23 protein-coding genes are annotated in these 26,912 nt (G+C 54.7%); 21 read left to right on the top strand and 2 right to left on the bottom strand.

What is annotated here, in order from left to right; translation table 11 throughout:
• The first annotated feature begins 85 nt into the window (after nucleotides 1-85).
• The 11 genes from trmJ to sseB all read left to right on the top strand — a co-directional run bounded on the left by trmJ (nucleotide 86) and on the right by sseB (nucleotide 9,037).
• Complete coding sequence (trmJ, locus tag SBG_RS11940; protein ID WP_000940029.1) at nucleotides 86-817, top strand: tRNA (cytosine(32)/uridine(32)-2'-O)-methyltransferase TrmJ; 732 nt, start codon at nucleotides 86-88, stop codon at nucleotides 815-817.
• Nucleotides 818-1,030: 213 nt separating this feature from the next.
• Nucleotides 1,031-1,525: a Fe-S cluster assembly transcriptional regulator IscR gene (gene iscR, locus SBG_RS11935; protein WP_001241344.1), complete on the top strand. Its 495-nt coding sequence runs from the start codon at nucleotides 1,031-1,033 to the stop codon at nucleotides 1,523-1,525.
• A gap of 180 nt (nucleotides 1,526-1,705) precedes the next feature.
• The gene (gene iscS / locus SBG_RS11930; protein WP_000775264.1) at nucleotides 1,706-2,920 is read left to right on the top strand and encodes a cysteine desulfurase; all 1,215 of its coding nucleotides are present in this window, start codon (nucleotides 1,706-1,708) and stop codon (nucleotides 2,918-2,920) included.
• A gap of 27 nt (nucleotides 2,921-2,947) precedes the next feature.
• A complete protein-coding gene (gene iscU / locus SBG_RS11925; protein ID WP_000331704.1) occupies nucleotides 2,948-3,334 on the top strand; it encodes a Fe-S cluster assembly scaffold IscU in 387 nt (128 codons plus the stop codon).
• Nucleotides 3,335-3,362: 28 nt separating this feature from the next.
• Complete coding sequence (gene iscA, locus SBG_RS11920) at nucleotides 3,363-3,686, top strand: iron-sulfur cluster assembly protein IscA (RefSeq protein WP_000028952.1); 324 nt, start codon at nucleotides 3,363-3,365, stop codon at nucleotides 3,684-3,686.
• Nucleotides 3,687-3,882: 196 nt separating this feature from the next.
• On the top strand, nucleotides 3,883-4,398 hold the full coding sequence (hscB, locus tag SBG_RS11915) for a co-chaperone HscB (protein WP_000384426.1): 516 nt from the start codon (nucleotides 3,883-3,885) through the stop codon (nucleotides 4,396-4,398).
• Between the two features lie 12 nt (nucleotides 4,399-4,410).
• The gene (hscA, locus tag SBG_RS11910) at nucleotides 4,411-6,261 is read left to right on the top strand and encodes a Fe-S protein assembly chaperone HscA (RefSeq protein ID WP_001196675.1); all 1,851 of its coding nucleotides are present in this window, start codon (nucleotides 4,411-4,413) and stop codon (nucleotides 6,259-6,261) included.
• A 1-nt stretch (nucleotide 6,262) separates the two neighbouring features.
• Nucleotides 6,263-6,598: an ISC system 2Fe-2S type ferredoxin gene (gene fdx, locus SBG_RS11905; RefSeq protein ID WP_001124466.1), complete on the top strand. Its 336-nt coding sequence runs from the start codon at nucleotides 6,263-6,265 to the stop codon at nucleotides 6,596-6,598.
• Between the two features lie 11 nt (nucleotides 6,599-6,609).
• Entirely contained in the window at nucleotides 6,610-6,810 is a 201-nt protein-coding gene (gene iscX, locus SBG_RS11900; RefSeq protein WP_000523622.1) for a Fe-S cluster assembly protein IscX, read from the top strand.
• A 53-nt stretch (nucleotides 6,811-6,863) separates the two neighbouring features.
• Nucleotides 6,864-8,147, top strand: coding sequence for an aminopeptidase PepB (gene pepB, locus SBG_RS11895; protein ID WP_000133550.1), 1,284 nt, complete (start codon nucleotides 6,864-6,866; stop codon nucleotides 8,145-8,147).
• Between the two features lie 113 nt (nucleotides 8,148-8,260).
• Nucleotides 8,261-9,037, top strand: coding sequence for an enhanced serine sensitivity protein SseB (sseB, locus tag SBG_RS11890; RefSeq protein ID WP_024135087.1), 777 nt, complete (start codon nucleotides 8,261-8,263; stop codon nucleotides 9,035-9,037).
• Between the two features lie 36 nt (nucleotides 9,038-9,073).
• On the opposite strand, the gene timP is transcribed toward sseB, so the two are convergent.
• Nucleotides 9,074-9,202: a small toxic inner membrane protein TimP gene (gene timP, locus SBG_RS23475; RefSeq protein WP_370626422.1), complete on the bottom strand. Its 129-nt coding sequence runs from the start codon at nucleotides 9,200-9,202 to the stop codon at nucleotides 9,074-9,076.
• A gap of 15 nt (nucleotides 9,203-9,217) precedes the next feature.
• Nucleotides 9,218-10,060: a 3-mercaptopyruvate sulfurtransferase gene (gene sseA / locus SBG_RS11885; protein ID WP_000205256.1), complete on the bottom strand. Its 843-nt coding sequence runs from the start codon at nucleotides 10,058-10,060 to the stop codon at nucleotides 9,218-9,220.
• Nucleotides 10,061-10,268: 208 nt separating this feature from the next.
• Here sseA and SBG_RS11880 point away from each other — a divergent pair, with 208 nt between their 5' ends.
• From SBG_RS11880 to ispG, 10 genes are all read left to right on the top strand, one after another.
• Nucleotides 10,269-15,203: an alpha-2-macroglobulin family protein gene (locus SBG_RS11880; protein ID WP_000681891.1), complete on the top strand. Its 4,935-nt coding sequence runs from the start codon at nucleotides 10,269-10,271 to the stop codon at nucleotides 15,201-15,203.
• Nucleotides 15,204-17,519: a peptidoglycan glycosyltransferase PbpC gene (gene pbpC / locus SBG_RS11875; protein ID WP_001014236.1), complete on the top strand. Its 2,316-nt coding sequence runs from the start codon at nucleotides 15,204-15,206 to the stop codon at nucleotides 17,517-17,519.
• Between the two features lie 155 nt (nucleotides 17,520-17,674).
• A complete protein-coding gene (locus tag SBG_RS11870) occupies nucleotides 17,675-20,053 on the top strand; it encodes a DMSO/selenate family reductase complex A subunit (RefSeq protein WP_024135086.1) in 2,379 nt (792 codons plus the stop codon).
• A complete protein-coding gene (locus SBG_RS11865) occupies nucleotides 20,050-20,679 on the top strand; it encodes a DMSO/selenate family reductase complex B subunit (protein WP_000077447.1) in 630 nt (209 codons plus the stop codon). The genes SBG_RS11870 and SBG_RS11865 overlap by 4 nt, the downstream gene beginning before the upstream one ends.
• Nucleotides 20,672-21,481: a dimethyl sulfoxide reductase anchor subunit family protein gene (locus SBG_RS11860; protein WP_000544890.1), complete on the top strand. Its 810-nt coding sequence runs from the start codon at nucleotides 20,672-20,674 to the stop codon at nucleotides 21,479-21,481. The genes SBG_RS11865 and SBG_RS11860 overlap by 8 nt, the downstream gene beginning before the upstream one ends.
• The gene (locus SBG_RS11855; RefSeq protein ID WP_000247799.1) at nucleotides 21,481-22,344 is read left to right on the top strand and encodes a 4Fe-4S binding protein; all 864 of its coding nucleotides are present in this window, start codon (nucleotides 21,481-21,483) and stop codon (nucleotides 22,342-22,344) included. The genes SBG_RS11860 and SBG_RS11855 overlap by 1 nt, the downstream gene beginning before the upstream one ends.
• 120 nt (nucleotides 22,345-22,464) lie before the next feature.
• Nucleotides 22,465-22,896, top strand: coding sequence for a nucleoside-diphosphate kinase (gene ndk / locus SBG_RS11850; protein WP_000963844.1), 432 nt, complete (start codon nucleotides 22,465-22,467; stop codon nucleotides 22,894-22,896).
• A gap of 365 nt (nucleotides 22,897-23,261) precedes the next feature.
• Complete coding sequence (locus SBG_RS11845; RefSeq protein WP_000003209.1) at nucleotides 23,262-24,428, top strand: bifunctional tRNA (adenosine(37)-C2)-methyltransferase TrmG/ribosomal RNA large subunit methyltransferase RlmN; 1,167 nt, start codon at nucleotides 23,262-23,264, stop codon at nucleotides 24,426-24,428.
• A 292-nt stretch (nucleotides 24,429-24,720) separates the two neighbouring features.
• Complete coding sequence (rodZ, locus tag SBG_RS11840; RefSeq protein ID WP_001090887.1) at nucleotides 24,721-25,725, top strand: cytoskeleton protein RodZ; 1,005 nt, start codon at nucleotides 24,721-24,723, stop codon at nucleotides 25,723-25,725.
• Between the two features lie 26 nt (nucleotides 25,726-25,751).
• Complete coding sequence (gene ispG, locus SBG_RS11835; protein WP_000551826.1) at nucleotides 25,752-26,870, top strand: flavodoxin-dependent (E)-4-hydroxy-3-methylbut-2-enyl-diphosphate synthase; 1,119 nt, start codon at nucleotides 25,752-25,754, stop codon at nucleotides 26,868-26,870.
• Nucleotides 26,871-26,912 lie beyond the last annotated feature (42 nt).

Here is a 26,912-nt window from a genome sequence, read left to right as displayed (position 1 = left end):
AACGGCGCAGAGTATAGCAGCGAGATCGGAATCTGTCTTGGTTTTATGGTAAGATGTCTGAATAATCTTTAGCTGAAGAAAGACAATGCTGCAAAACATTCGAATTGTGCTGGTAGAAACTTCTCACACCGGCAATATGGGCTCGGTGGCCCGGGCCATGAAAACCATGGGCTTAACCAATCTGTGGCTGGTGAACCCGCTGGTGAAACCGGACTCTCAGGCCATTGCTTTGGCGGCGGGCGCCAGCGATGTGATTGGAAACGCGCAGATCGTCGATACACTCGACGAGGCACTGGCTGGCTGTAGCCTGGTGGTTGGTACCAGCGCGCGTTCCCGTACTCTGCCGTGGCCAATGCTTGATCCGCGCGAGTGCGGTTTAAAAAGCGTGGCAGAAGCGGCAAATACGCCAGTCGCCTTAGTTTTTGGCCGTGAGCGTGTCGGGTTGACTAATGACGAGTTGCAAAAATGCCATTATCACGTCGCCATCGCCGCTAATCCGGAATACAGTTCGTTGAATCTGGCGATGGCGGTACAGGTCATCGCATATGAAGTTCGTATGGCCTGGCTTGCCGCGCAGGAAAATGGCGACGCGGCGGCGCATGAAGAGACGCCATATCCGCTGGTAGATGATCTGGAGCGTTTTTATGGGCATCTGGAGCAAACGTTACTCTCTACCGGTTTTATTCGCGAAAACCATCCGGGGCAGGTGATGAATAAATTACGCCGCCTGTTTACGCGCGCGCGCCCGGAAAGCCAGGAGTTGAATATTCTGCGTGGAATGCTGGCGTCGATTGAGCAGCAGAATAAAGGAAAGTAGTCAATGTGATGACTGATAGCGCTCATTGTAGGCCCATAAGCGAAGCGTTATCCGGTAAAACAAAAATGGCACTGAACGTCAAATACCTGACTAAAACAGTCAAGTAAATAGTTGACCAAATTACTCAGGAATGTCAGACTTATCCCTGCTATGCAACATCCCTATTTACAATAAAAAACCCCGGGCAGGGGCGAGTTTGAGGTTAAGTAAGACATGAGACTGACATCTAAAGGGCGTTATGCCGTGACCGCAATGTTGGACGTTGCGCTCAACTCCGAAGCGGGCCCGGTACCGTTGGCTGATATTTCTGAACGTCAGGGTATTTCCCTTTCTTATCTGGAACAGCTGTTTTCTCGCTTACGTAAAAACGGTCTGGTTTCCAGTGTACGCGGGCCAGGCGGCGGTTATCTGCTCGGCAAAGATGCCGGTAGTATCGCGGTCGGCGAGGTGATCAGCGCGGTTGATGAATCCGTTGACGCGACCCGTTGCCAGGGAAAAGGTGGGTGTCAGGGCGGTGATAAGTGCCTGACCCATGCGCTGTGGCGTGATTTAAGCGATCGTCTGACCGGATTCCTCAACAATATTACGTTAGGCGAGTTGGTGAATAACCAGGAAGTTCTGGATGTCTCTGGCCGTCAGCATACGCATGATGCGCCACGCGCCAATGGCCGTACGCAGGACGCTATCGACGTTAAATTACGCGCTTAATTAAAATAGTACGCCGTTTCTTCTGGCAGCCTCATGCGGTTAATACACAGAGCGTCGGAAGGAGGAAGCGTAAAAAAGAATTCAGAATCAGGCCGGGACGTGGACGTCCCGTCAACACGGTCGTACATCCAGCCGGTTGCCTGATTCCTTGCATTGAGTGATGTACGGAGTTTAAGAGCAATGAAATTACCGATTTATCTCGACTACTCCGCAACCACGCCGGTGGACCCGCGTGTTGCCGAGAAAATGATGCAGTTTCTGACCCTGGACGGAACCTTTGGGAACCCGGCGTCTCGTTCACACCGTTTCGGCTGGCAGGCTGAGGAAGCGGTCGATATCGCCCGTAACCAGATAGCTGAGCTGGTTGGCGCCGACCCGCGTGAAATCGTTTTTACGTCCGGCGCGACGGAGTCCGACAACCTGGCGATTAAAGGCGCAGCCAACTTTTATCAGAAAAAAGGCAAGCACATCATCACCAGCAAGACCGAACACAAAGCGGTACTGGACACCTGCCGTCAGTTAGAGCGCGAAGGGTTTGAAGTGACCTACCTGGCGCCGCAACGTAACGGGATTATCGATCTTAACGAACTTGAAGCGGCGATGCGTGATGACACCATTCTCGTTTCTATTATGCACGTGAATAACGAGATTGGCGTGGTGCAGGACATCGCGACCATCGGCGAAATGTGCCGCGCGCGCGGTATCATCTACCACGTTGACGCCACCCAGAGCGTGGGGAAACTGCCTATCGACCTGAGCCAGTTGAAAGTGGATCTGATGTCTTTTTCCGGTCATAAAATTTACGGCCCGAAAGGCATCGGTGCGCTGTATGTGCGTCGTAAGCCGCGTATTCGTATTGAAGCGCAGATGCACGGCGGCGGTCACGAACGCGGTATGCGTTCTGGTACGCTGCCCGTTCACCAGATCGTTGGCATGGGCGAAGCTTATCGTATCGCGAAGGAAGAGATGGAGACCGAAATGGCTCGTCTGCGCGGTCTGCGTAATCGTTTGTGGAACGGCATCAAGGATATCGAAGAAGTTTACCTGAACGGCGACCTTGAGCAGGGCGCGCCAAATATTCTCAACGTGAGCTTTAACTACGTTGAAGGCGAGTCGCTGATTATGGCGCTGAAAGACCTGGCGGTCTCTTCCGGATCTGCCTGTACCTCCGCCAGTCTGGAACCGTCCTACGTGCTGCGCGCGCTGGGCATGAATGACGAGCTGGCACATAGCTCTATCCGTTTCTCTTTAGGTCGTTTTACCACTGAAGAAGAGATCGACTACACCATTGAGCTGGTGCGTAAATCCATTGGTCGTCTGCGTGACCTTTCTCCGCTGTGGGAAATGTACAAGCAGGGCGTGGATCTGAACAGCATCGAATGGGCTCATCATTAATCGGTATCGGAATCAGGAGAATTTATAATGGCTTACAGCGAAAAAGTAATCGATCACTATGAGAATCCGCGTAACGTAGGGTCGTTTGACAATAACGACGATAACGTGGGAAGCGGCATGGTTGGCGCCCCAGCCTGCGGTGACGTCATGAAGTTGCAGATTAAAGTGAATGATGAAGGTATCATTGAGGACGCGCGCTTCAAGACTTACGGTTGCGGCTCCGCCATCGCTTCCAGCTCTCTGGTCACGGAGTGGGTGAAAGGAAAATCGCTGGATGAAGCGCAGGCGATTAAAAACACCGACATCGCAGATGAACTTGAGCTGCCGCCGGTGAAAATCCACTGCTCGATTCTGGCGGAAGACGCGATTAAAGCCGCTATTGCAGATTACAAAAGCAAACGCGAAGCGAAATAAAATAGAACGTTAAATTTGAGGTTTTGTTATGTCGATTACACTTAGCGACAGTGCAGCAGCGCGAGTCAATACCTTCCTGGCCAACCGTGGTAAAGGGTTTGGTCTGCGTCTGGGCGTGAGAACCTCCGGCTGTTCAGGTATGGCATATGTACTGGAATTTGTTGACGAACCGACGGCGGAAGACACCGTGTTTGAAGACAAAGGCGTTAAGGTAGTGGTTGACGGCAAGAGTCTGCAATTTCTGGACGGTACACAACTGGACTTCGTAAAAGAAGGCCTGAACGAAGGGTTTAAGTTCTCCAACCCGAATGTGAAAGATGAGTGTGGTTGCGGCGAAAGCTTCCACGTGTAACCGTGTTCCGCTGTTATACCAGGTAATTCGTGGTGCAGAAAGATGGCAAGCGAGTGAGTCCCCTGGCGCTTATTTAAGTAAGTGACCGGGGGAGCCAGCGCAGACCACGTCTCTGCGGCGCGAAGTAAGAAGGTATAACCCCACCGTGGTCGCCTGCGTGTGGGGTTTGTTTTGACAGGCTACTCCTGAGAATGTTATGGATTACTTCACCCTCTTTGGCTTACCGGCCCGTTATCAACTTGATACGCAGGCGCTGAGCCTCCGTTTTCAGGATCTGCAACGCCAGTATCACCCTGATAAATTCGCCAGCGGCACTCAGGCGCAGCAGCTTGCCGCTGTCCAGCAATCCGCCACGATCAACCAGGCCTGGCAGACGTTGCGCCATCCGTTATTACGTGCAGAATATCTGCTTTCCTTACACGGGTTCGATTTGGCCAGTGAGCAGCATACGGTGCGCGACACTGCGTTTCTGATGGAGCAGCTTACGCTTCGCGAAGAGCTGGACGATATCGAACAGACAAAGGACGACGTACGCCTGGAAAGCTTTATCCAACGTGTGCGTAAGATGTTTGATACTCGCCATCAGCAGATGGTGGAGCAACTGGACAACGCGGCCTGGGACGCGGCGGCCGATACGGTGCGCAAACTGCGGTTTCTCGATAAACTGCGAAGCAGTGCAGAACAACTCGAAGAAAAGCTGCTCGATTTTTAACTGGAATCTAACATGGCCTTATTACAAATTAGTGAGCCTGGTCTGAGCGCTGCGCCGCATCAGCGCCGTCTGGCGGTGGGCATCGACTTAGGCACTACCAACTCACTGGTTGCGACGGTTCGCAGCGGCCAGGCGGAAACGCTGCCTGACCACGAAGGGCGTCACCTGTTGCCGTCAGTCGTTCACTATCAACCGCAGGGCCACATGGTCGGTTATGCTGCGCGTGACAATGCCGCGCAGGATACCGCCAACACGATCAGCTCTGTGAAACGCATGATGGGACGCTCGTTGGCGGATATCCAGGCGCGTTATCCGCATTTACCTTACCAGTTTAAAGCAAGCGTTAATGGACTGCCGATGATTGAAACGGCAGCAGGGTTACTCAATCCGGTGCGCGTTTCTGCGGATATTCTGAAGGCGCTGGCGGCGCGGGCGAGCGAATCGCTGTCCGGCGAACTGGATGGCGTGGTCATTACCGTTCCCGCCTATTTCGATGATGCCCAGCGTCAGGGGACGAAAGACGCCGCGCGACTGGCCGGGCTGCATGTGCTGCGTCTGCTCAATGAGCCTACCGCAGCCGCCATTGCTTATGGCCTGGACTCAGGTCAGGAAGGCATTATTGCGGTGTATGACCTTGGCGGCGGTACTTTCGATATTTCGATTTTACGTCTCAGCCGTGGCGTTTTTGAAGTGCTGGCGACGGGGGGCGATTCCGCGCTGGGCGGCGATGACTTCGACCATCTGCTGGCGGACTACATTCGTGAGCAGGCGGGGATTGCCGATCGTAGCGATAATCGCGTTCAGCGCGAGCTGCTGGATGCGGCGATCGCGGCAAAAATTGCGCTAAGTGATGTCGATGTGGTCAACGTCAATGTTGCAGGCTGGCAGGGGGAAATTACCCGCGACCAGTTTAACGAACTGATCTCCGCGCTGGTTAAGCGTACGCTGCTGGCCTGCCGCCGCGCTTTGAAAGATGCGGGCGTTGAGGCGCAGGAGGTTCTGGAAGTGGTCATGGTTGGCGGTTCGACCCGTGTGCCGCTGGTGCGTGAGCGCGTGGGCGAATTTTTTCGTCGCACGCCGCTAACCGCCATTGACCCGGATAAAGTGGTCGCCATCGGTGCGGCCATTCAGGCCGATATTCTGGTTGGCAACAAGCCGGACAGCGAAATGCTGCTGCTGGACGTGATTCCGCTCTCTCTTGGGCTGGAGACGATGGGTGGGCTGGTGGAAAAAGTCATTCCGCGCAACACTACCATCCCGGTGGCTCGCGCGCAGGATTTCACCACCTTCAAAGATGGCCAGACCGCGATGTCTATCCATGTAATGCAGGGCGAACGCGAACTGGTGCAGGACTGCCGCTCTCTGGCGCGCTTTGCGTTGCGCGGTATTCCGGCGCTGCCAGCTGGCGGGGCGCATATTCGCGTGACCTTCCAGGTGGATGCCGACGGCCTGTTGAGCGTTACCGCCATGGAGAAATCCACCGGTGTTGAGGCCTCCATACAGGTTAAGCCTTCCTATGGCCTGACCGATAGCGAAATCGCCTCGATGATCAAGGATTCCATGAGTTTTGCCGAGCAGGACGTGAAAGCACGTATGCTGGCGGAGCAAAAAGTCGAAGCTGCGCGCGTGCTGGAAAGTTTGGCCGGCGCGCTGGCTGCTGACGCCGCGCTGTTAAGCGCCGCAGAACGTCAATGCATTGATGATGCCACCGCACATTTGAACGCGGTTGCGCAGGGTGATGATGTTGACGCCATAGAACAAGCGATTAAAAACGTAGATAAACAAACCCAGGAATTTGCCGCTCGCCGCATGGACCAGTCGGTTCGTCGCGCGCTGAAAGGCCATTCCGTAGACGAGGTTTAACATGCCGAAGATTGTTATTCTGCCTCATCAGGATCTTTGTCCGGATGGCGCAGTTCTGGAAGCTGAGACCGGCGAAACCATTCTTGACGTTGCTCTGCGCAACGGGATCGAGATTGAACACGCCTGTGAGAAATCATGCGCCTGCACCACCTGTCACTGTATTGTACGTGAAGGCTTCGACTCCCTGCCGGAAAGCTCGGAAGAAGAAGACGATATGCTGGATAAAGCCTGGGGGCTGGAGCCGGAAAGCCGCCTGAGCTGCCAGGCTCGCGTTACCGATGACGATCTGGTTATCGAAATTCCACGTTACACAATCAACCATGCTCGCGAGCATTAACAGAGGGTAGTATGGGACTCAAGTGGACCGATAGCCGCGAGATCGGCGAAGCGTTATATGACGCATATCCTGATGTCGATCCGAAAACCGTACGTTTCACCGATCTGCATCAGTGGATTTGCGAACTGGAAGACTTTGATGACGACCCTAACGCATCCAATGAAAAAATTCTGGAGGCGATTCTGCTAGTCTGGTTGGATGAGGCAGAGTAAGTCAAATAACGGGCTGCCATTCGGCGGCCCGTTTGCTAATAAGGATAAATAAAATGACAGAAGCGATGAAAATTACCCTGTCTACCCAGCCAGCCGATGCGCGCTGGGGCGACACAGCAACGTACAGTATTAATAACGATGGTATTACCCTGCATCTTAACGGTAAAGACGATCCGGGGTTAATCCAGCGCGCGGCGCGTAAAATTGACGGTCTGGGAATAAAACACGTCGCGCTGGCTGGCGAAGGGTGGGATACCGAGCGTTGCTGGGCATTCTGGGCGGGTTACAAAGGGCCAAAAGGCACCCGTACAGTGATGTGGCCGGATTTAGATGATGCCCAACGCCAGGAACTGGATAACCGCCTGACCATTATTGACTGGGTACGCGACACCATTAACGCCCCGGCGGAAGAGCTTGGTCCGGAGCAATTGGCGCAGCGCGCTGTGGATCTGTTGTGTAGCGTCGCGTGCGATAGCGTCACTTACCGCATCACCAAAGGTGAAGACCTTCGTGAGCAGAATTATATGGGGCTGCACACCGTAGGCCGTGGTTCGGAGCGTCCGCCGGTACTGTTGGCGCTGGATTACAACCCGACGGGCGACAAAGAAGCGCCTGTTTATGCTTGTCTGGTCGGCAAAGGCATCACCTTTGACTCTGGCGGTTACAGCATCAAACAAAGTGCCTTTATGGACTCGATGAAATCCGATATGGGCGGCGCGGCGACGGTAACGGGCGCGCTGGCATTTGCTATTACCCGTGGATTGAATAAACGCGTGAAACTGTTCCTGTGTTGCGCCGACAATTTGATCAGCGGCAATGCTTTCAAGCTGGGCGATATTATTCACTACCGTAATGGTAAGAATGTTGAAGTAATGAATACTGATGCGGAAGGTCGGCTGGTGCTGGCGGATGGTTTGATTGACGCCAGCGCGCAACACCCGCAGCTAATCATTGACATGGCGACGTTAACCGGCGCGGCGAAAACGGCGCTGGGTAACGACTACCATGCTTTGTTCAGTTTTGACGATGCGTTGGCGGCGCGTTTGCTGGCAAGTGCGGCGCAAGAGAATGAACCGTTCTGGCGTCTACCGCTGGCGGAGTTCCACCGTAATCAACTCCCCTCTAACTTTGCCGAACTGAACAACACTGGTAGCGCGGCTTATCCTGCCGGGGCAAGTACCGCAGCCGGTTTCCTGTCGCACTTTGTCGAGAACTACCGTGAAGGCTGGTTGCACATTGACTGTTCCGCCACTTATCGCAAAGCGCCGGTTGAACAGTGGTCTGCTGGTGCCACCGGTTTGGGTGTTCGCACGATTGCTAATTTGCTGACCGCCTGAATGGCGTTCTTGTTGTCCGGGTAAGCGAAGCGCTACCCGGCATTTTGCCTGATGGTGACGCGGATGTGTCTTATCAGGCCTGCATGTTACACGTATATCAATTTGTGATGCCTATGTCCGAAACTAAAAACGAATTAGAAACCCTGTTGGAGAAAGCGGCGACTGAACCCGCGCATCGTCCGGCATTTTTCCGTATCTTACTGGAGTCTACCGTCTGGGTGCCGGGCAGTGCTGCCGAAGGCGAGGCGATAGTGGAAGACAGCGCGCTGGATTTGCAGCACTGGGAAAAAGAAGACGGTACGACTGTTATTCCCTTCTTTACCTCTTTGGAGGCGCTGCAACAGGCGGTGGAAGACGAACAGGCATTTGTGGTGATGCCGGTACGTACGCTGTTTGAAATGACGCCTGGCGAAACGTTATTCCTCAACGCTAAGCTGCCGACCGGCAAAGAGTTTATGCCGCGTGAAATCCGTTTGCTTCTTGGTGAGGAAGGCAGCCCGTTATATACACAGGAAGTGCTGGAGGGGGGCGAGTCGCTGATTTTATCCGAAGTGGCTGAGCCGCCAGCGCAGATGATTGACTCCCTTACCACTCTGTTTAAAACCATCAAACCGGTGAAACGCGCGTTTTTGTGTTCGATTAAAGAGCGCGCCGAGGCAGAACCTAACCTGCTAATTGGTATTGAAGCTGACGGCGATATTGAAGAGATCATTCACGCGGCGGGCAGCGTGGCGACCGACACGTTACCGGGTGACGAACCGATCGATATTTGTCAGGTGAGAAAGGGCGAGCAGGGTATCAGCCACTTTATCACCGAGCATATCACGCCGTTCTACGAGCGCCGCTGGGGTGGGTTTCTGCGCGATTTTAAACAGAACCGCATCATCTGAAGAAAAGAAAGCCGCCCAACAGGGCGGCCTCCTGGCTTACCTGCTCTCGACGTTGAGCGTTACGGGAGCAGAATTATCCTGATAGCTTCTGTCTGCGTGGAGACACAACGTGCCAGAAACAAGAAGCACGTTACAAAAGCATTGTAGGATACGTGTAAGCGCCATCCGGCATGGCAAATATTAAGCGGGTTCAACCAGTAAATCAGTACGCGCGCCCCATTCGCTCCACGCGCCGTCGTAAAGTGTGACGTCAGGCACGTCCAGCGTGGCGAGCGCCAGCACCACCACCGCAGCCGTCACGCCGGAACCGCAGCTGGCGATAATGGGTCTGTCGAAACTGACGCCATGGCTGAAAAAAACCTCATTCAGTTCGTCAGTGGTCTTTAATTCGCCCTCATACACCAGCTCCGTCCACGGTACGTTGAGCGCGCCGGGAATGTGTCCGCGTCTCAGTCCCGGACGTGGTTCATCAGCCTGCGCGTTAAAACGCGCCGCCGGGCGCGCGTCGACGATCTGCGCGGTTTTTTCATGGCTTGCCAGCAATACATCGGTTAGCCGTACCACGGCTTTCGGCGCGAATTTCGCTTCAAACTCGCCTTCTTCATGCGCTTCATTGCCTTCGCGCAATAGCCATTCGTCGCGCTGCCAGCCAGCCAGTCCGCCTGCCAGAATGGAAATATTCTCAGCGCCGAACGTGCGTAGCATCCACCATGCCCGGGGAGCGGAGAACAAATTGCCTTCATCATATATAACCAGGTGTTTGTCCTGGCGAACGCCCAGTTCACGCATGGCCACTGCAAACGCTTCCGGGCGCGGCATCATATGCGGTAGCGGCGATGTGCGATCGGAAAGCGCTTCAATATCAAAAAACAGAGCGCCGGGAATATGCCCGGCGCGATATTCGCCTGCCATATCACGATCTTCCTGTCCTGGAGGCGCCATACGGGCATCAAGAATCTGTATTTCCGGATCATCAATATGTTCGGCAAGCCAGTCGGTGGCGACAAAAAAGGCGGTGGTCATGGGGATCTCCATTGTTACCAGATTATGGTCAAATTGTCGGATGTTTCCCGAAAAGGAACAAGTCAAGGAGACTAATTTGGCTGGTGACCCCACGTTTCTGCGCAAAAATCTCTCTTCATAGTTGCAATACGGACTTACACAATAAAATTTCTCGCGCATAATATCTCATCAACGGTTGCTGACAGGCCATTAAGGCCAGGGATGAAAGATGAAACATTTACGCGTAGTGGCCTGCATGATCATGCTGGCGCTGGCGGGATGCGATAACAACGATAAAACCGCCCCGACGACAAGAAATGAGGCGCCAGCCGCGGCGCAAACCTCACAGGCACAAGATCCGGTACAGCTGCAAAAGCTGGCGCAGCAAAGCCAGGGGAAAGCGCTCACGCTATTAGACGCTTCCGAAGCGCAACTCGACGGTGCGGCGACGCTGGTGCTGACGTTCTCTATTCCGTTAGATCCCGAACAAGATTTCTCCCGTGTAGTTCATGTTGTCGATAAGAAAAGCGGCAGCGTTGACGGTGCATGGGAACTGGCGCCAAATTTAAAAGAGCTTAGGTTACGTCATCTGGAACCTGAGCGCGTACTGGTAGTCACGGTAGATCCCGGCATTAAGGCGCTGAATAACGCCACTTTTGGTAAGCCATATGAAAAAACGATTACCACACGTGATGTTCAGCCAGGCGTCGGTTTTGCCAGTCGGGGATCGCTGTTGCCGGGAAAAATGGTGGAAGGACTGCCGATCATGGCGCTCAACGTCAACCATGTCGATGTGAACTTCTTTCGCGTAAAACCTGAATCGCTGGCGGCATTCGTCAGTCAGTGGGAGTACCGTAGCTCGCTGTCTAACTGGGAATCCGACAATCTGCTGAAAATGGCGGATCTGGTCTATACCGGGCGTTTTGATCTTAATCCGGCGCGCAATACGCGTGAGAAATTGCTGTTACCACTCAGCAAGATTAAACCGCTGCAACAGGCGGGCGTATACGTGGCGGTAATGAATCAGGCCGGACACTACAATTATAGCAATGCCGCCACGCTGTTTACGCTTAGTGATATCGGTGTGTCGGCGCATCGCTACCATAACCGGCTGGACGTTTTTACGCAAAGTCTGGAAAACGGCGCAGCGCAGTCGGGAATTGAGATCGTTCTTCTGAATGATAAAGGGCAGACGCTGGCGCAAGCGACAAGCGATGCTCAGGGCCATGTGCAACTGGAGACGGATAAAGCGGCAGCGTTATTACTGGCGCGAAAAGAGGGGCAGACTACGCTGCTCGATCTCAAACTTCCGGCGCTGGATCTTTCGGAATTTAATATCGCTGGCGCGCCGGGTTATAGCAAACAGTTCTTTATGTTCGGCCCGCGTGATCTCTACCGACCCGGCGAAACGGTAATCCTTAACGGATTACTGCGTGATAGCGACGGTAAAACGCTGCCCGATCAGCCCGTTAAGCTGGAGGTGATAAAACCAGATGGACAAGTGATGCGGACCATCGTCAGCCAGCCGGAAAACGGGCTATACCGTTTGAATTATCCACTGGATAGCAGCGCGCCGACCGGTTTGTGGCATGTCCGCGCCAATACCGGCGATAACGTGCTGCGGACGTGGGATTTCCATGTTGAAGATTTTATGCCGGAGCGGATGGCGCTCAACCTGACGGCGCAAAAAACGCCGCTAACGCCTGCGGATGCGGTGAAATTCTCTGTGGTCGGTTATTACCTGTATGGCGCGCCAGCTAACGGCAATACCCTTCAAGGGCAGCTTTTCCTGCGCCCGCTGCGCGATGCTGTCGCGACGTTACCAGGCTTCCAGTTTGGCAATATTGCCGAAGAGAACCTTTCACGCAGTCTGGATGAAGTTCAGCTTACGCTGGATAAAAGCGGACGTGGTGAAGTGAGCGCCGCAAGCCAATGGTCGGAAACGCATTCGCCGTTGCAGGTAATTTTACAGGCCAGCCTGCTGGAATCTGGCGGTCGCCCGGTCACCCGCCGCGTAGAACAGGCGATTTGGCCTGCCGATACTTTACCGGGGATCCGTCCACAATTTGCCGCTAAAGCGGTATACGACTACCGTACGGACACCACCGTCAACCAACCGATTGTCGACGAAGACAGCAATGCTGCGTTTGATATTATTTATATCAATGCGCAGGGCGAGAAAAAAGCGGTGTCCGGCCTGCAGGTGCGGCTTATCCGCGAGCGTCGTGACTATTACTGGAACTGGTCAGAAAGTGAGGGTTGGCAATCGCAATTTGATCAAAAAGATCTGGTGGAAGGTGAACAGACGCTGGATCTGAACGCGGATGAAATCGGCAAAATAAGCTTCCCGGTGGAATGGGGCGCTTACCGTCTGGAGGTCAAAGCGCCGAATGAGACGGTCAGCAGCGTCCGTTTCTGGGCGGGATACCGTTGGCAGGATAACAGCGACGGTAGCGGCGCAGTGCGTCCGGATCGCGTCACCCTTAAACTGGATAAACCGAATTATCGTCCAGGCGACACCATGAAATTGCATATCGCCGCGCCGGTCGCCGGGAAAGGCTATGCCATGGTGGAGTCGAGCGATGGTCCGCTCTGGTGGCAGGAGATCGATGTGCCGGCGCAGGGGCTGGATCTCACGATTCCGGTGGGTAAAACCTGGAATCGCCACGATCTTTATCTCAGCGCGCTGGTGGTGCGTCCTGGCGATAAATCCCGTTCCGCGACGCCAAAACGCGCTGTCGGGCTGCTGCACCTACCGCTGGGGGATGAAAACCGCCGTCTGGATCTGGCGCTGGAAAGTCCGGCAAAAATGCGTCCGAATCAGCCTCTCACTGTCAGGGTGAAGGCCCGGGCTAACCACGGCGACATGCCAAAACAGATCAATGTCCTGGTCTCCGCAGTCGATAGCGGCGTATTAAATATCACTGATTATGCCACGCCGGACCCGTGGCAGGCATTCTTTGGACAAAAACGTTATGGCGCGGATATCTATGATATTTACGGTCAGGTCATTGAAGGGCAGGGCCGTCTGGCGGCGTTACGTTTTGGCGGTGACGGCGACGCGCTTAAGCGCGGTGGAAAACCGCCGGTAAACCATATCAATATCATCGCGCAGCAGGCGCAACCGGTTACACTTAATGACCAGGGCGAGGGTGTCGTAACGCTGCCGATTGGCGACTTTAACGGTGAGCTACGGGTTATGGCGCAGGCCTGGACAGCGGAAGATTTTGGTAGCGGTGAAAGCAAGGTGGTTGTCGCCGCGCCGGTGATTGCTGAGCTGAATATGCCGCGTTTTCTGGCGGGAGGCGATGTTTCGCGACTGGTTCTTGACGTCACCAACCTCACCGATCGTCCACAGACGCTCAATATTACACTCGCCGCCAGTGGACTGTTGGAACTGCTGAGCCAACAGCCGCAGCCGGTTAAGCTGGCGCCGGGTGTGCGCACCACGTTATTTGTTCCGGTACGTGCGCTGGACGGTTTTGGTGAAGGCGAACTTCAGGCGACCATTACCGGTCTGAATTTGCCAGGAGAAACGTTCGCCGCGCAGCATAAACAGTGGAAAATCGGCGTGCGTCCGGCCTGGCCTGCCCAAACGGTGAATAGCGGCGTTGCGCTGGCGCCGGGAGAGAGCTGGCGTGCGCCAGCGCAGCATCTGGCAAACCTCTCGCCTGCCACACTACAGGGACAACTGTTGTTGAGTGGAAAACCGCCATTAAATCTGGCGCGCTATATTCGCGAGCTGAAAGCGTATCCGTACGGATGCCTGGAACAAACTGTCAGTGGATTATTCCCGGCGCTTTATACCAACGCAGCCCAGTTGCAGACGCTCGGAATTGTCGGCGATAGCGATGAAAAACGTCGCGCCGCGGTGGATATCGGCATTTCCCGGATACTGCAGATGCAGCGTGATGACGGCGGTTTTGCGCTATGGGATAAAAATGGGCCGGAAGAGTATTGGCTGACAGCCTACGCGATGGATTTCCTGATTCGCGCGGGCGAACAGGGGTACAGTGTTCCGCCGGAGGCGATTAACGAGGGTAATGCGCGACTGCTGCGTTATCTGCAAGATCCCGGCATGATGTTGATTCGTTATAGCGATAATACACAAGCCGGTAAATTTGCCGCGCAGACATACGCCGCTCTGGTGCTGGCGCGCCAGCAGAAAGCTCCGCTCGGCGCGCTGCGTGAAATCTGGGAACGACATCGCCAGGCTGCATCAGGATTGCCGCTGATGCAATTGGGTATTGCGTTAAAAATGTCGGGAGACGCCAGGCGTGGCGAAGAGGCCATCACTCAGGCCCTGAACACGCCCCGTCAGGACGAGCGTCAATGGACGGCGGATTACGGCAGCGCCTTACGCGATAATGCCCTCATGCTATCGCTGCTGGAAGAGAATAACCTCAGGCCGGACGCGCAAAACGCGCTATTAAGCTCGCTTTCCGAACAGGCCTTCGGTCAGCGTTGGCTCTCCACCCAGGAAAATAATGCTTTGTTCCTCGCCGCGCATTCGCTACAGGCCAGCGCGGGGGCCTGGCAGGCGCAGACATCGTTTGCGGCGCAGCCGTTATCGGGCGACAAGGCGCTCACCCGTAATCTGGATGCTGACCAACTGGCCGCCCTTACGGTGACGAACTCTGGCAGCCAGCCGCTATGGCTGCGTCTGGATAGCAGCGGTTATCCATCCTCCGCGCCTGAGCCTGCCAGCAACGTTTTGCAGATTGAACGACAAATACTGGGGACTGATGGACAACGCAAATCGCTCTCCTCGTTGCATAGCGGCGATCTGGTGCTGGTCTGGTTAACGGTGCTGGCCGATCGTAATGTACCGGATGCGCTGGTGGTCGATCTACTCCCTGCCGGGCTGGAGCTGGAAAATCAAAATCTGGCTGACAGCAGCGCCAGCCTGTCGGAAAGCGGTAGCGAAGTACAAAATCTGCTTAATCAGATGCAGCAGGCGGATATTCAGCATATAGAATTCCGCGACGATCGCTTTGTAGCTGCCGTCGCCGTCAATGAAGGCCAGCCCGTTACGCTGGTCTACCTGGCGCGCGCGGTAACGCCGGGAACGTATCAGCTTTCGCAGCCTCAGGTGGAGTCGATGTACGTTCCGCAGTGGCGGGCGACTGGCGCGAGCGAGGGGCTATTGATTGTGACGCCGTAAATGAACGGTCCCCGTGGTCAACGTGGCCGCTGGCTGTGGCTGGCGGTTGCGCCCTTTTTTATTATTCTGGCGCTATGGGCAGCGGATAACCTCTGGCCGCTGCCGCTCAATGAGGTCAATCCGGCGCGGGTGGTGGTAGCCCATGACGGTACACCGCTCTGGCGCTTTGCCGACGCCGGGGGGATCTGGCGTTATCCGGTCACGATTGACGAAGTCTCTCCCCGTTACCTTGAGGCGTTGATCAATTACGAGGATCGCTGGTTCTGGAAACACCCCGGCGTGAATCCTTTTTCCGTTGCACGCGCGGCATGGCAGGATCTCACCGCCGGACGCATCATTTCCGGCGGCAGTACGCTGACCATGCAGGTGGCGAGATTGCTGGACCCGCATCCACGCACCTTCGGCGGCAAAGTTCGCCAGCTATGGCGCGCCCTCCAGCTTGAATGGCACTTGTCAAAGCGCGATATCCTGACTCTGTACCTTAACCGCGCGCCGTTCGGCGGCACGCTACAAGGCATTGGCGCCGCAAGCTGGGCCTACTTCGGCAAGCCGCCAGCGCACCTCAGCTACGCTGACGCGGCGTTACTGGCCGTGTTACCGCAGGCGCCAAGCCGGTTACGCCCTGACCGCTGGCCAGCAAGAGCCGAAGCGGCACGAAATAAAGTGCTGGATCGGATGGCGGCGCAGGGAGTCTGGTCTGCAGAAACGGTACGCGAGTCGCGTGAAGAACCGGTCTGGCTGGCACCCCGTCAAATGCCGCAACTGGCGCCGCTTTTTTCCCGCATGATGCTGGGGAAAAGCCAGAACGACAAGATTATGACCACGCTGGACGCCGGGTTGCAGCGCCGGTTGGAAGATCTGGCGCGGACGTGGAAAGGTCGGTTACCTGCACGCAGTTCTCTGGCAATGATCGTGGTCGATCATACCGACATGAGCGTGCGTGGTTGGGTAGGATCGGTAGACCTTATTGACGACAGCCGTTTTGGCCATGTCGATATGGTAACAGCGATCCGATCGCCGGGATCGGTACTCAAGCCATTTGTTTACGGCCTGGCGCTGGATGACGCTCTGATCCACCCCGCATCATTATTACAGGATGTTCCACGCCGTACCGGAGATTATCGTCCGGGAAACTTCGACAGCGGATTTCATGGGCCGGTTAGCATGAGCGATGCGCTGGTACGCTCGCTGAATTTGCCTGCTGTTCAGGTACTCGAAGCCTATGGGCCGAAACGGTTTGCGGCGAAACTACGTAATATCGGTCTGCCGCTATATTTGCCTGCTGGGGCGGCGCCGAATCTTTCGCTAATACTGGGCGGCGCGGGCGCGCGACTTGATGATATGGTGGCGGCGTACAGTGCATTCGCTCGTCATGGAAAAGCGGCGAAATTGCGCTTGCAGCCGCGTGATCCACTCCTGGAAAGACCCTTAATGTCGCCGGGGGCTGCATGGATCATTCGACGAATTATGGCGGATGAAGCGCAACCCTTACCGGATAACGCATTGCCGCGCATTGTGCCGCTGGCGTGGAAAACTGGCACCAGCTACGGCTATCGTGATGCGTGGGCCATTGGCGTTAACGCGCGCTATATTATCGGTATCTGGACAGGCAGACCCGATGGCACACCCGTTGTGGGGCAGTTTGGTTTTGCCAGCGCGGTACCACTGCTTAACCAGGTTAATAACCTGCTGCTGGCGCACACGGGACGCCTACCGGAAGATCCGCGTCCGCAAGCGGTAAGCCGCGGCGTGATTTGTTGGCCGGGCGGACAATCATTGCCCGCTGGCGACAGCAATTGTCGCCGTCGGCTGACGACCTGGCTACTGGACGACAGTCAGCCGCCCACCTTACTGTTGCCTGAGCAGGAAGGCATAAACGGTATTCGCTTCCCGGTCTGGCTGGATGATACAGGACAGCGAGTCGCTGCCGACTGCCCGCAGGCGCGGGAGCAGACTTTTATCGTGTGGCCGCAACCGCTGGAGCTCTGGCTGCCGCCAGCGGAAAGACGTAGCGCCCTGTTGCCTGAGGCATCAGCCCACTGCCCGCCGTTACAGGGCAGTGATGCTGCGCCGTTAATCGTGTCAGGCGTAAGGGAAGGCGCGGTTATCAGGCAATTACCAGGCCAGGAAAACGCCACGCTGCCGGTCTCAACGACTGGCGGTAAGGGGCGCCGTTGGTGGTTTCTGAATGGCGAACCTGTTAACAGTGAAAATCATCGCCTTTCTTTATTATTAAATACGCCGGGGCGTTATCAACTTGTCGTAATGGATGAGTCAGGTCAGGTTGCTGCGGTTAATTTTGAATTAATACGTTAACAACTCTTCAGAATAAATTACGAATTTCATTTAATTTAAAGTTAATGAGAATTATTAATTTTTCCGGAATTACCCTTAATGAGGGAGCTTGATAAATATCAAGAGATCTAACACTTAAAAACGCGAGAATGCGTTTTTATTTACAGAGTCGGATCATGAAAAAAATAAAAAGCCAGGGAAATGGCGATCAGCCCGCTATTTCCCGGCGTAATTTTATACAGGCCAGTTCCGCGATGATTGCGCTACCATTTATCTCTTCCACAGCTACAGCACGGGCGCGAACGGCACCTGCGGCTGAAAATATGTCGACAGAAACCGTTGTACAGACATGCAGCACATTTGACTGTGGGGGCAAATGCGATATTCGGGCGCATGTCAGTGAAGGTATAGTAACACGAATTTCAACGCGGCCTGATAATGCGCTGGACCCGCAAATGCCGGTGATGCGTGCCTGTGTTCGTGGACGTGCATACCGGAAATTTGTTTATCATCCTGACAGACTTAAATATCCCATGAAGCGCGTAGGAAAACGCGGGGAAGGAAAATTTGAGCGAATTTCATGGGATGAAGCGACAACGTTAATCGCCAATAATTTAACATCCATTACTGAAAAATATGGCCCGGCTTCACGGTATGTGCATGTTGGTACCGCTGTTTCCGGCGGCACGTTTTCTGGTGATAAAATGGTGCGTCGCCTGCTGAATCTGACTGGCGGCTATCTGGAAAGCTACCATTCTGTGAGTATGGGCAACACGGCGGCCGCGACGCCGTATACGTACGGCACCGCCGCCAGCGGCAGTTCGCTGGATACGCTTTTAGATACCAAACTGGTGATTCTGTGGGGCCATAACCCGACGGAGACCATTTTTGGTCATACCAACTATTTTTTCCAGCAGATGAAGCAGAATGGTACGCGGTTTATTGTGGTCGATCCGCGCTATTCTGATACGGTTGCGTCACTTGCCGATCAGTGGATCCCGCTGTTGCCTACTACCGACAACGCCCTGATGGACGCGATGATGTACGTCATCATCAGTGAGAATCTGCACGATCGCGCGTTTATTGAACGCTACGCGATAGGTTTTGATGAAGCCTCAATGCCAGAAGGCGTACCAGCTAACGAATCGCTGGTAGCCTATTTGACCGGCGCGAAAGACGGTGTCGTTAAGACACCCGAGTGGGCAGAAAAGATTACCCATGTTCCGGCGCAAACCATTCGCCAGCTGGCGCGTGATTACGCGAATACCAAACCTGCCGCGCTTATCCAGGGCTGGGGACCCCAGCGCCATAATTGTGGCGAACGCACGGCGCGGGGCTCGACTCTGCTGGCGACCATTACCGGTAATGTGGGCGTCAAGGGCGGCTGGGCGGCGGGTTATGGCGGCTGCCCAAATCGTAAATTCGCGGCCGGCCCGGAAATGCCGGATAACCCGGTGAAAGCCAAAATTTCAGTGATGAACTGGGTGCAGGCCGCAGACGACGCCAGCCTGGTGACCCCGGAGGTTGGACTGAAAGAGGCCAATAAGCTGGACAGCAATATTCGTATTCTGTTCTCGCTGGCTGGAAATTATCTGGCGAATCAGAACCCCGATCTGCATCAGGCGGTACGCGTGCTGGAGGATGAATCAAAAATCCAGTTTATCGTCGCCAGCGATCTGTTTATGACGCCGAGCGCGAAATACGCCGATCTGCTGCTACCGGAAACCAGCTTCATGGAACGCTGGAATATCGGCGAAACCTGGGGGACGGCAAACTACCTGATCCTCTCTGAAAAACTGATCGAGCCTGAGTTTGAACGTCGTTCTGACTATGACTGGCTGCGTGAGGTGGCGGCGAAATTAGGTATTGAGGACGACTTTAGCCAGGGACGCGATGAAAAAGCGTGGATTGAGCACATCTGGGAACAGACTCGCCTGGCGATGCCGGACGAGAATTTGCCGGATTTTGCGACGCTGCAAAAGACACGTCAGCATCTGTTCAAAAGCGCGCCGTTTGTCGCTTTTGAAGACAATATTCGCGATCCGGAAAATCATCCTTTCCCGACGCCGTCAGGAAAAATTGAGATCTTCTCGAAGCGCCTGTACGACATGAAGCATCCGGAAATCCCGGCGCTATCGCACTACGTTCCCGCCCATGAAGGACCGGAAGATGCGCTGGTAAAAGACTTTCCGCTCCAGTTAATTACGTGGAAAGGGAAAAACCGCGCCAACTCGACGCAATACGCTAACCCGTGGCTGATTGAAGTTCAGCAGCAGAAAGTGTGGATTAACCCGCAGGATGCACAAAAGCGTGGCATTACGCAGGGCGATATGGTGCGCATTCATAATCAACGCGGGATATGTGAAATCCCGGCGGAAGTCACTCCGCGCGTGATTCCCGGTGTTGTCGCGATGCAGGCTGGTGCATGGTGGCAGCCGGATGAGAACGGTGTAGATAAAGGCGGCTGTGCGAACGTGCTCAGTTCGGCCCGCATCACCGCACTGGCGAAAGGAAATTCACATCAAACCATGCTGGTGGAGGTGGCAAAAGCATGAGTCAGTTTACACATTATCCGCCCGTGAGCGATAAGCAACTGGGATTTTTCATTGACTCCTCGCGCTGCTCCGGCTGCAAAGCCTGCCAGGTGGCCTGTAAAGATAAAAATAATCTGGAGGTGGGCCGTCGTTTCCGCCGCGTGTACGAAGTCACCGGCGGGAGTTTCATCCCGACCGGGCAGGGCGGGGCCAGCAACAATGTATTTGCTTATACGCTTTCCATTTCCTGCAACCACTGTGCGGACCCGATCTGCACTAAAAACTGTCCGACCACCGCGATGCATAAACGTCCTGGCGATGGCATTGTACGTGTTGACACCGACAAATGCGTCGGTTGTGGTTATTGCGCCTGGTCTTGCCCCTACGGCGCGCCGCAACTTAATGAGAAGACCGGACAAATGTCCAAATGCGACATGTGCGTTGATTTGCAAACGCAAGGTGAACAGCCCGTCTGCGTCGCGACCTGTCCGCTGGAGGCCATCAAGTTTGGCCCTATTGATGAGCTGCGCGCGAAATACGGCAGCGTATGCGATGTTAACGGGCTGCCAGATTCATCAATTACTAAGCCTAACCTGGTTGTCAAAGCGCATCAGGGTGCCGAAAAAGAGGGTAAACACCATGCATGAATTACCGCTGCTGATTTTTACGCTCTGTTTGCAGGGATCTGTAGGCGTGACGCTGTGGCTGGCCCTGGGGCGCCGGTACGCCGTAGACGGACGAGAGCCCCGGCGTGGCGCACTACCTGTAATGGCGGGCGCATTCTTAATGGCCTGCGTGGGCCTGCTCGCCTCAGCGCTGCACATGGGCTATCCATTGAATGCACTGAACGCGTTACGTCATATTGCCAGTTCGTGGCTGAGCCGAGAAATCGTCTTTGCCAGCCTTTATCTGGCGGCGCTGGGACTGGGCGTTGTGCTACTGTTCTTTCGCAAACCGGGTTGGCAGCCGCTGCTGATGCTGGCGGCAGCGCTTGGGCTGGTGGATGTATTCTGCATGGCGCAGATCTATATTCATGCCTCGGTGGTGACCTGGCAGCATGGCAATACGCTGGCGCTTTTCTTTGGCTCAGTAGGCATTATCGGTTCAGTAATCATCGCATTGACCTGCCTGCGTAGTGCTGGTATCGCAATGCGCTGCGCCGTGGTGGCGGTCGCCCTGTTAGTGCTGATGCGTCTCATCATGCAGCCGGCATGGCTGGCGTATATCAATGCGGTGGATACGGCGGGCGTGACGTTCCCGCATCGCCCACTACAGATGCTGGCACAGTTGCGAGACGTGTATCTTCTCGGTTGGTGCGTCTCGGCCGCGGGCATGGTCTGCTTTGCCGCTGGGGGACTGCGAAACGTCAGAGGCACTCTGGTGGCGGGCGGCATACTGCTGCTTATCGGCGAGATTGTGCTGCGCTACGTCTTTTTTAGTATTGGCTGATGGTCAATCTGACGAGCGAACCGACGGTAGACGTGACGCAAGCTTGCGTCCGCCGTCGCTTTCGTTTCTCTTCCTGCCGTGCCTGCGCCGACGTTTGTCCGGCGCAGGCGTTTTCACTAATGCAAGGGCAGGTCAGTGTTGATGCGACACGCTGTATTGCATGTGGTCACTGCCTGTTTGTCTGTCCGGTGGACGCCATTACGGGTATCAAACCGGTTAAGCGCTTTGTGCAGGGAGATACGCTGGTGGGGCCGTTTTCGCTACAGGCGCCAGAGGTTGATGAACTGCTCCTCTGGCATCACCAATATGGCATTCACTTTATTGACATTGCGGTAGAGCGGTCGGCGCAGTGGCTGATAGCGCTGGCGGGACTCAATCTGGCGCTACGCCGCTATGGAGAGCCGTGCTGGTCTTTTAAATATAGTGTTGGGGCTGAAATTAATGCTTCGCGGCGCACACTGTTCCATGTCCCGCGCGATGCCGTTACTCCTTGCGCCGTCGAACCAGGTAAACGGCGTCTCAGGCAGGCGTTTTCTACACTCAGTGAATGCGTACCCGACATCAGTCCGGAGAAGTGTAGGATGTGCGGCGCCTGTTGGCGAAGCTGCCCGGAAAACGTTCTCCGGTTTGCCGACGATACGCTGACGATAGCGGCGGCACGCTGTACGGGATGTGGGGTCTGTGCGGCGGTATGCCCGCACCAGGCACTGCAGCTACGGTTTGAAACAGAACCTGCGCAAACGAGGCATATTGCGGCGCATACGCTCACCTGCGAAAGCTGCAAACGTACTTTCAATGCTCTCACGCCTGGACACACGCACTGCGTACTGTGTCAGTACCATGAGTTTGGTATGCGCCTTTAACTTTTGTTGCTAATGCTCATTTTATTTTAAAAAAATGTTACCTATATCCATAGGCAATTGATGGGATGCTCTTTATAATCCGCGCCTGACATCACACCAGAACTTATTTCAGAGGTAAACATGGCTATTGAACGGACTTTTTCCATCATTAAACCTAACGCGGTGGCAAAAAACGTTATTGGCAGTATCTTTGCGCGCTTTGAAGCAGCAGGGTTCAAAATTGTCGGTACTAAAATGTTGCACCTGACCGTTGAGCAGGCTCGCGGCTTCTATGCTGAGCATGACGGTAAGCCATTCTTTGACGGTCTGGTGGAGTTCATGACCTCTGGTCCTATCGTGGTATCTGTGCTGGAAAGTGAAAATGCAGTACAGCGTCACCGCGATCTGCTCGGCGCTACTAATCCGGCGAACGCACTGGCGGGGACGCTGCGCGCCGACTACGCTGACAGCTTTACTGAAAACGGTACCCACGGTTCGGATTCGCTGGAGTCGGCGCAACGCGAAATCGCTTTTTTCTTTGGTGAAGGCGAAGTGTGCCCGCGCACCCGTTAATCTCCTTCGTCTTTCACGCTGCAAATGCGTTGGCTGCGTTCGTTCACCCCGGTCACATAGTTATCTATGCTCCCGGGGATTGATGAGAGACATCCATGTCTCTCACCGAAGGTCAGCCTTTGGCTGTGCAAATTCGTTCACGACGAATTTGTCACGAACTTGCCGCCTTTTTGCAACGCGAAATCCTTTGGAGATAAATTATCGATTCAAATATTATTTTCGCTAATGCCGCGTGCAGGCGTGGCATCCTTGCGCCAGAATTTGTACAATGCAGCGCCCCCGGACGAGCAGCGTGCTCAGCCGGGGCGTTTCTTTTTTCAACCCTCCAGGGGCCATAACGTGTAATAACGAGGCCGGAATAGAATATGTCTGAACAAATTGTCACACCTGAAAGCAGTACCCCGGTAGTTCCTAATAAAGAAGCAAAAATCAACCTGCTGGATTTGAATCGTCAGCAGATGCGCGAGTTTTTTAAAAACTTAGGTGAAAAACCTTTCCGCGCCGATCAGGTGATGAAATGGATGTATCACTATTGCTGCGATAATTTTGATGAGATGACCGACATCAATAAAGTGCTGCGCGGCAAATTAAAAGAGGTCGCGGAAATCCGTGCGCCGGAGGTAGTGGAAGAGCAGCGTTCCTCAGACGGTACCATTAAGTGGGCGATTGCCGTTGGCGATCAGCGTGTTGAAACGGTATACATTCCCGAGGATGACCGCGCTACGTTGTGCGTCTCCTCACAGGTGGGATGCGCACTGGAATGCAAGTTTTGTTCAACCGCGCAGCAGGGATTTAACCGCAACCTGCGCGTATCGGAAATTATCGGTCAGGTCTGGCGTGCGGCAAAAATTGTCGGCGCGGCTAAAGTCACCGGCCAGCGCCCGATCACCAATGTGGTCATGATGGGAATGGGCGAACCGTTGCTTAACCTGACCAACGTTGTTCCGGCGATGGAAATTATGCTTGATGACTTCGGTTTCGGTCTGTCCAAACGCCGTGTAACACTCTCAACGTCCGGCGTGGTGCCTGCGCTGGATAAACTGGGCGATATGATCGACGTTGCGCTGGCTATCTCTTTGCACGCGCCAAATGACGCGATTCGTGATGAAATCGTCCCGATCAACAAAAAATACAATATCGACACGTTCCTCGGCGCGGTTCGCCGCTACCTGGAGAAATCCAATGCCAACCAGGGGCGCGTAACGATTGAGTATGTGATGCTCGATCACGTTAACGACGGCACCGAGCACGCGCACCAGCTGGCGGAGCTATTAAAAGATACGCCTTGTAAGATCAATCTGATTCCATGGAACCCGTTCCCTGGCGCGCCGTATGGCCGCAGCTCCAACAGCCGTATCGATCGCTTTTCTAAGGTGTTGATGAGCTATGGTTTCACGACTATCGTGCGTAAGACGCGCGGCGATGATATCGATGCGGCGTGCGGACAGCTGGCAGGCGATGTCATTGACCGTACCAAGCGCACTCTGCGTAAGCGTATGCAGGGAGAAGCCATCGATATCAGGGCTGTCTGATGGCCGTTGCGCTATGGTACGTTCATTATACCGTGGCGCAATGCCAGTTGAATAATGTCTTGCGTTGCACTCGTCTGGTCAATATTAACGGTGCGTTTTTGTCGACTTTAAGGCAGTATGTAGCGGTGCAACAAGAAGTTAGCCTTATGTCTTAAGCAGTTTTGTCATCTGCAGTCCGACAGGCTTATACTGTCTGACTAAGGTTAGTAACCTGATGTTTTCGCGGTGTGGGCGGGTATTATAGCTCGCCGGCGCCTGAATCCTAATTTACACGTACCTGTAGCTGTAGCGAATGAATACTGAAGCCACGCACGACCAAAATGAAGCACAAACCACCGGCGTTCGTCTGCGCAATGCCCGTGAACAACTCGGACTCAGCCAGCAGGCTGTCGCTGAGCGACTTTGCCTGAAGGTTTCTACGGTACGCGATATTGAAGAAGATAAGGCGCCGTCCGATCTTGCCTCAACTTTTCTGCGCGGATATATCCGCTCTTATGCGCGGCTGGTGCATGTTCCTGAAGAGGAACTGCTGCCGGGACTGGAAAAACAGGCTCCGTTACGCGCTGCGAAAGTTGCTCCAATGCAGAGTTTCTCGTTAGGTAAACGCCGTAAAAAACGCGACGGCTGGTTAATGTCTTTTACCTGGCTGGTACTGTTTGTGGTGGTGGGGTTGACCGGTGCCTGGTGGTGGCAAAACCATAAGGCACAGCAGGAAGAGATTACCACGATGGCCGATCAAAGCACGGCTGAACTGAATGCCGATAAAGACAGCGGCCAAAGCGTACCGCTGGATGCCAGCGCCGCGGCAAGTCAGGATACGACGCTTGCGCAAACGGCTCCGGCGACGTCTGCGGATTCGACGGCGGCGGTGACGCCACCGGCGCCAACATCAACCCCGGCGGCGTCGCAGAATACTGTCGTCGCGCCTTCCCAGGCTAATGTCGATACGGCTGCCACATCGGCCGCCTCAGCGGCAACGGAGACACCATCCGCGCTGCCGACCGATCAGGCTGGCGTAGCGGCACCTGCTGCCGATCCTAACGCGCTGGTGATGAATTTTACCGCCGACTGCTGGCTTGAGGTGACCGATGCCACGGGTAAAAAATTGTTCAGCGGTATGCAGCGTAAAGATGGCAATTTAAACCTTACCGGTCAGGCGCCTTATAAGCTTAAAATTGGCGCGCCGGCAGCGGTGCAGATTCAGTATCAAGGAAAACCAGTCGATCTGAGCCGCTTTATCAGAACTAATCAGGTTGCGCGTCTGACCCTCAATGCCGAACCAACACCGGCACAGTAACAGACGGGTAACGCGGGAGATTTTACATGCATAACCAGGCTCCGATTCAACGTAGAAAATCGACACGTATTTACGTTGGGAATGTGCCGATCGGTGATGGCGCCCCCATCGCCGTACAGTCTATGACTAACACGCGCACCACTGATGTGGAAGCGACAGTGAGTCAAATTAAAGCGCTTGAGCGCGTAGGCGCGGATATTGTGCGTGTTTCCGTGCCAACCATGGACGCCGCCGAAGCCTTTAAGCTCATTAAACAGCAGGTGAGCGTCCCATTGGTCGCCGATATTCACTTCGACTACCGTATTGCGCTGAAAGTGGCGGAATACGGCGTTGACTGTTTGCGCATCAACCCCGGCAACATTGGTAACGAAGAACGCATCCGCATGGTGGTAGATTGCGCACGCGACAAAAATATTCCTATCCGTATCGGCGTTAACGCCGGATCGCTGGAAAAAGATCTGCAAGAAAGGTATGGGGAACCTACGCCGCAGGCGCTGCTGGAATCTGCCATGCGTCATGTGGATCATCTCGATCGCCTGAACTTCGATCAGTTCAAAGTCAGCGTAAAAGCATCTGATGTCTTCCTTGCCGTGGAATCTTATCGTTTGTTGGCTAAACAGATCGATCAGCCGCTGCATCTGGGGATCACTGAAGCAGGGGGCGCGCGGAGCGGGGCGGTGAAATCTGCGATCGGTCTGGGCCTTCTGCTCTCGGAAGGTATCGGCGATACGTTGCGAGTGTCGTTAGCTGCTGACCCGGTGGAAGAGATCAAAGTGGGGTTTGATATTCTGAAGTCGTTGCGCATTCGTTCGCGCGGCATTAACTTCATTGCCTGCCCGACCTGCTCTCGCCAGGAATTTGACGTTATCGGCACGGTAAACGCGCTGGAGCAGCGTCTGGAAGATATCATCACCCCGATGGACGTCTCGATCATTGGCTGTGTCGTGAACGGGCCGGGCGAAGCGCTGGTATCGACGCTGGGCGTGACGGGCGGTAATAAGAAAAGCGGCCTGTATGAAGACGGCGTACGTAAAGATCGCCTCGACAACGACGATATGATTGCCCAGCTTGAAGCGCGTATTCGCGCAAAAGCCAGCCAACTTGATGAAATGCGTCGGATTGACGTGCTGCAGGTTGAAAAATAATAACGTGATGGGAAGTAACCGCCTTCCCGTGTATGATTGAAC

It is taken from the genome of Salmonella bongori NCTC 12419, from assembly GCF_000252995.1.
Lineage (GTDB): Bacteria > Pseudomonadota > Gammaproteobacteria > Enterobacterales > Enterobacteriaceae > Salmonella > Salmonella bongori.
The sequence above is the reverse complement of the archived record's forward strand: the minus strand, read 5'-3'. Positions and strand labels throughout refer to the sequence as shown.

Bases quoted from the DNA above. Each gene is read 5' to 3' on its own strand.
- trmJ (WP_000940029.1), top strand. From the start codon at position 86: ATGCTGCAAAACATTCGAATTGTGCTGGTAGAAACTTCTCACACCGGC.
- iscR (WP_001241344.1), top strand. From the start codon at position 1,031: ATGAGACTGACATCTAAAGGGCGTTATGCCGTGACCGCAATGTTGGAC.
- iscS (WP_000775264.1), top strand. From the start codon at position 1,706: ATGAAATTACCGATTTATCTCGACTACTCCGCAACCACGCCGGTGGAC.
- iscU (WP_000331704.1), top strand. From the start codon at position 2,948: ATGGCTTACAGCGAAAAAGTAATCGATCACTATGAGAATCCGCGTAAC.
- iscA (WP_000028952.1), top strand. From the start codon at position 3,363: ATGTCGATTACACTTAGCGACAGTGCAGCAGCGCGAGTCAATACCTTC.
- hscB (WP_000384426.1), top strand. From the start codon at position 3,883: ATGGATTACTTCACCCTCTTTGGCTTACCGGCCCGTTATCAACTTGAT.
- hscA (WP_001196675.1), top strand. From the start codon at position 4,411: ATGGCCTTATTACAAATTAGTGAGCCTGGTCTGAGCGCTGCGCCGCAT.
- fdx (WP_001124466.1), top strand. From the start codon at position 6,263: ATGCCGAAGATTGTTATTCTGCCTCATCAGGATCTTTGTCCGGATGGC.
- iscX (WP_000523622.1), top strand. From the start codon at position 6,610: ATGGGACTCAAGTGGACCGATAGCCGCGAGATCGGCGAAGCGTTATAT.
- pepB (WP_000133550.1), top strand. From the start codon at position 6,864: ATGACAGAAGCGATGAAAATTACCCTGTCTACCCAGCCAGCCGATGCG.
- sseB (WP_024135087.1), top strand. From the start codon at position 8,261: ATGTCCGAAACTAAAAACGAATTAGAAACCCTGTTGGAGAAAGCGGCG.
- timP (WP_370626422.1), bottom strand. From the start codon at position 9,202: ATGGCGCTTACACGTATCCTACAATGCTTTTGTAACGTGCTTCTTGTT.
- sseA (WP_000205256.1), bottom strand. From the start codon at position 10,060: ATGACCACCGCCTTTTTTGTCGCCACCGACTGGCTTGCCGAACATATT.
- SBG_RS11880 (WP_000681891.1), top strand. From the start codon at position 10,269: ATGAAACATTTACGCGTAGTGGCCTGCATGATCATGCTGGCGCTGGCG.
- pbpC (WP_001014236.1), top strand. From the start codon at position 15,204: ATGAACGGTCCCCGTGGTCAACGTGGCCGCTGGCTGTGGCTGGCGGTT.
- SBG_RS11870 (WP_024135086.1), top strand. From the start codon at position 17,675: ATGAAAAAAATAAAAAGCCAGGGAAATGGCGATCAGCCCGCTATTTCC.
- SBG_RS11865 (WP_000077447.1), top strand. From the start codon at position 20,050: ATGAGTCAGTTTACACATTATCCGCCCGTGAGCGATAAGCAACTGGGA.
- SBG_RS11860 (WP_000544890.1), top strand. From the start codon at position 20,672: ATGCATGAATTACCGCTGCTGATTTTTACGCTCTGTTTGCAGGGATCT.
- SBG_RS11855 (WP_000247799.1), top strand. From the start codon at position 21,481: ATGGTCAATCTGACGAGCGAACCGACGGTAGACGTGACGCAAGCTTGC.
- ndk (WP_000963844.1), top strand. From the start codon at position 22,465: ATGGCTATTGAACGGACTTTTTCCATCATTAAACCTAACGCGGTGGCA.
- SBG_RS11845 (WP_000003209.1), top strand. From the start codon at position 23,262: ATGTCTGAACAAATTGTCACACCTGAAAGCAGTACCCCGGTAGTTCCT.
- rodZ (WP_001090887.1), top strand. From the start codon at position 24,721: ATGAATACTGAAGCCACGCACGACCAAAATGAAGCACAAACCACCGGC.
- ispG (WP_000551826.1), top strand. From the start codon at position 25,752: ATGCATAACCAGGCTCCGATTCAACGTAGAAAATCGACACGTATTTAC.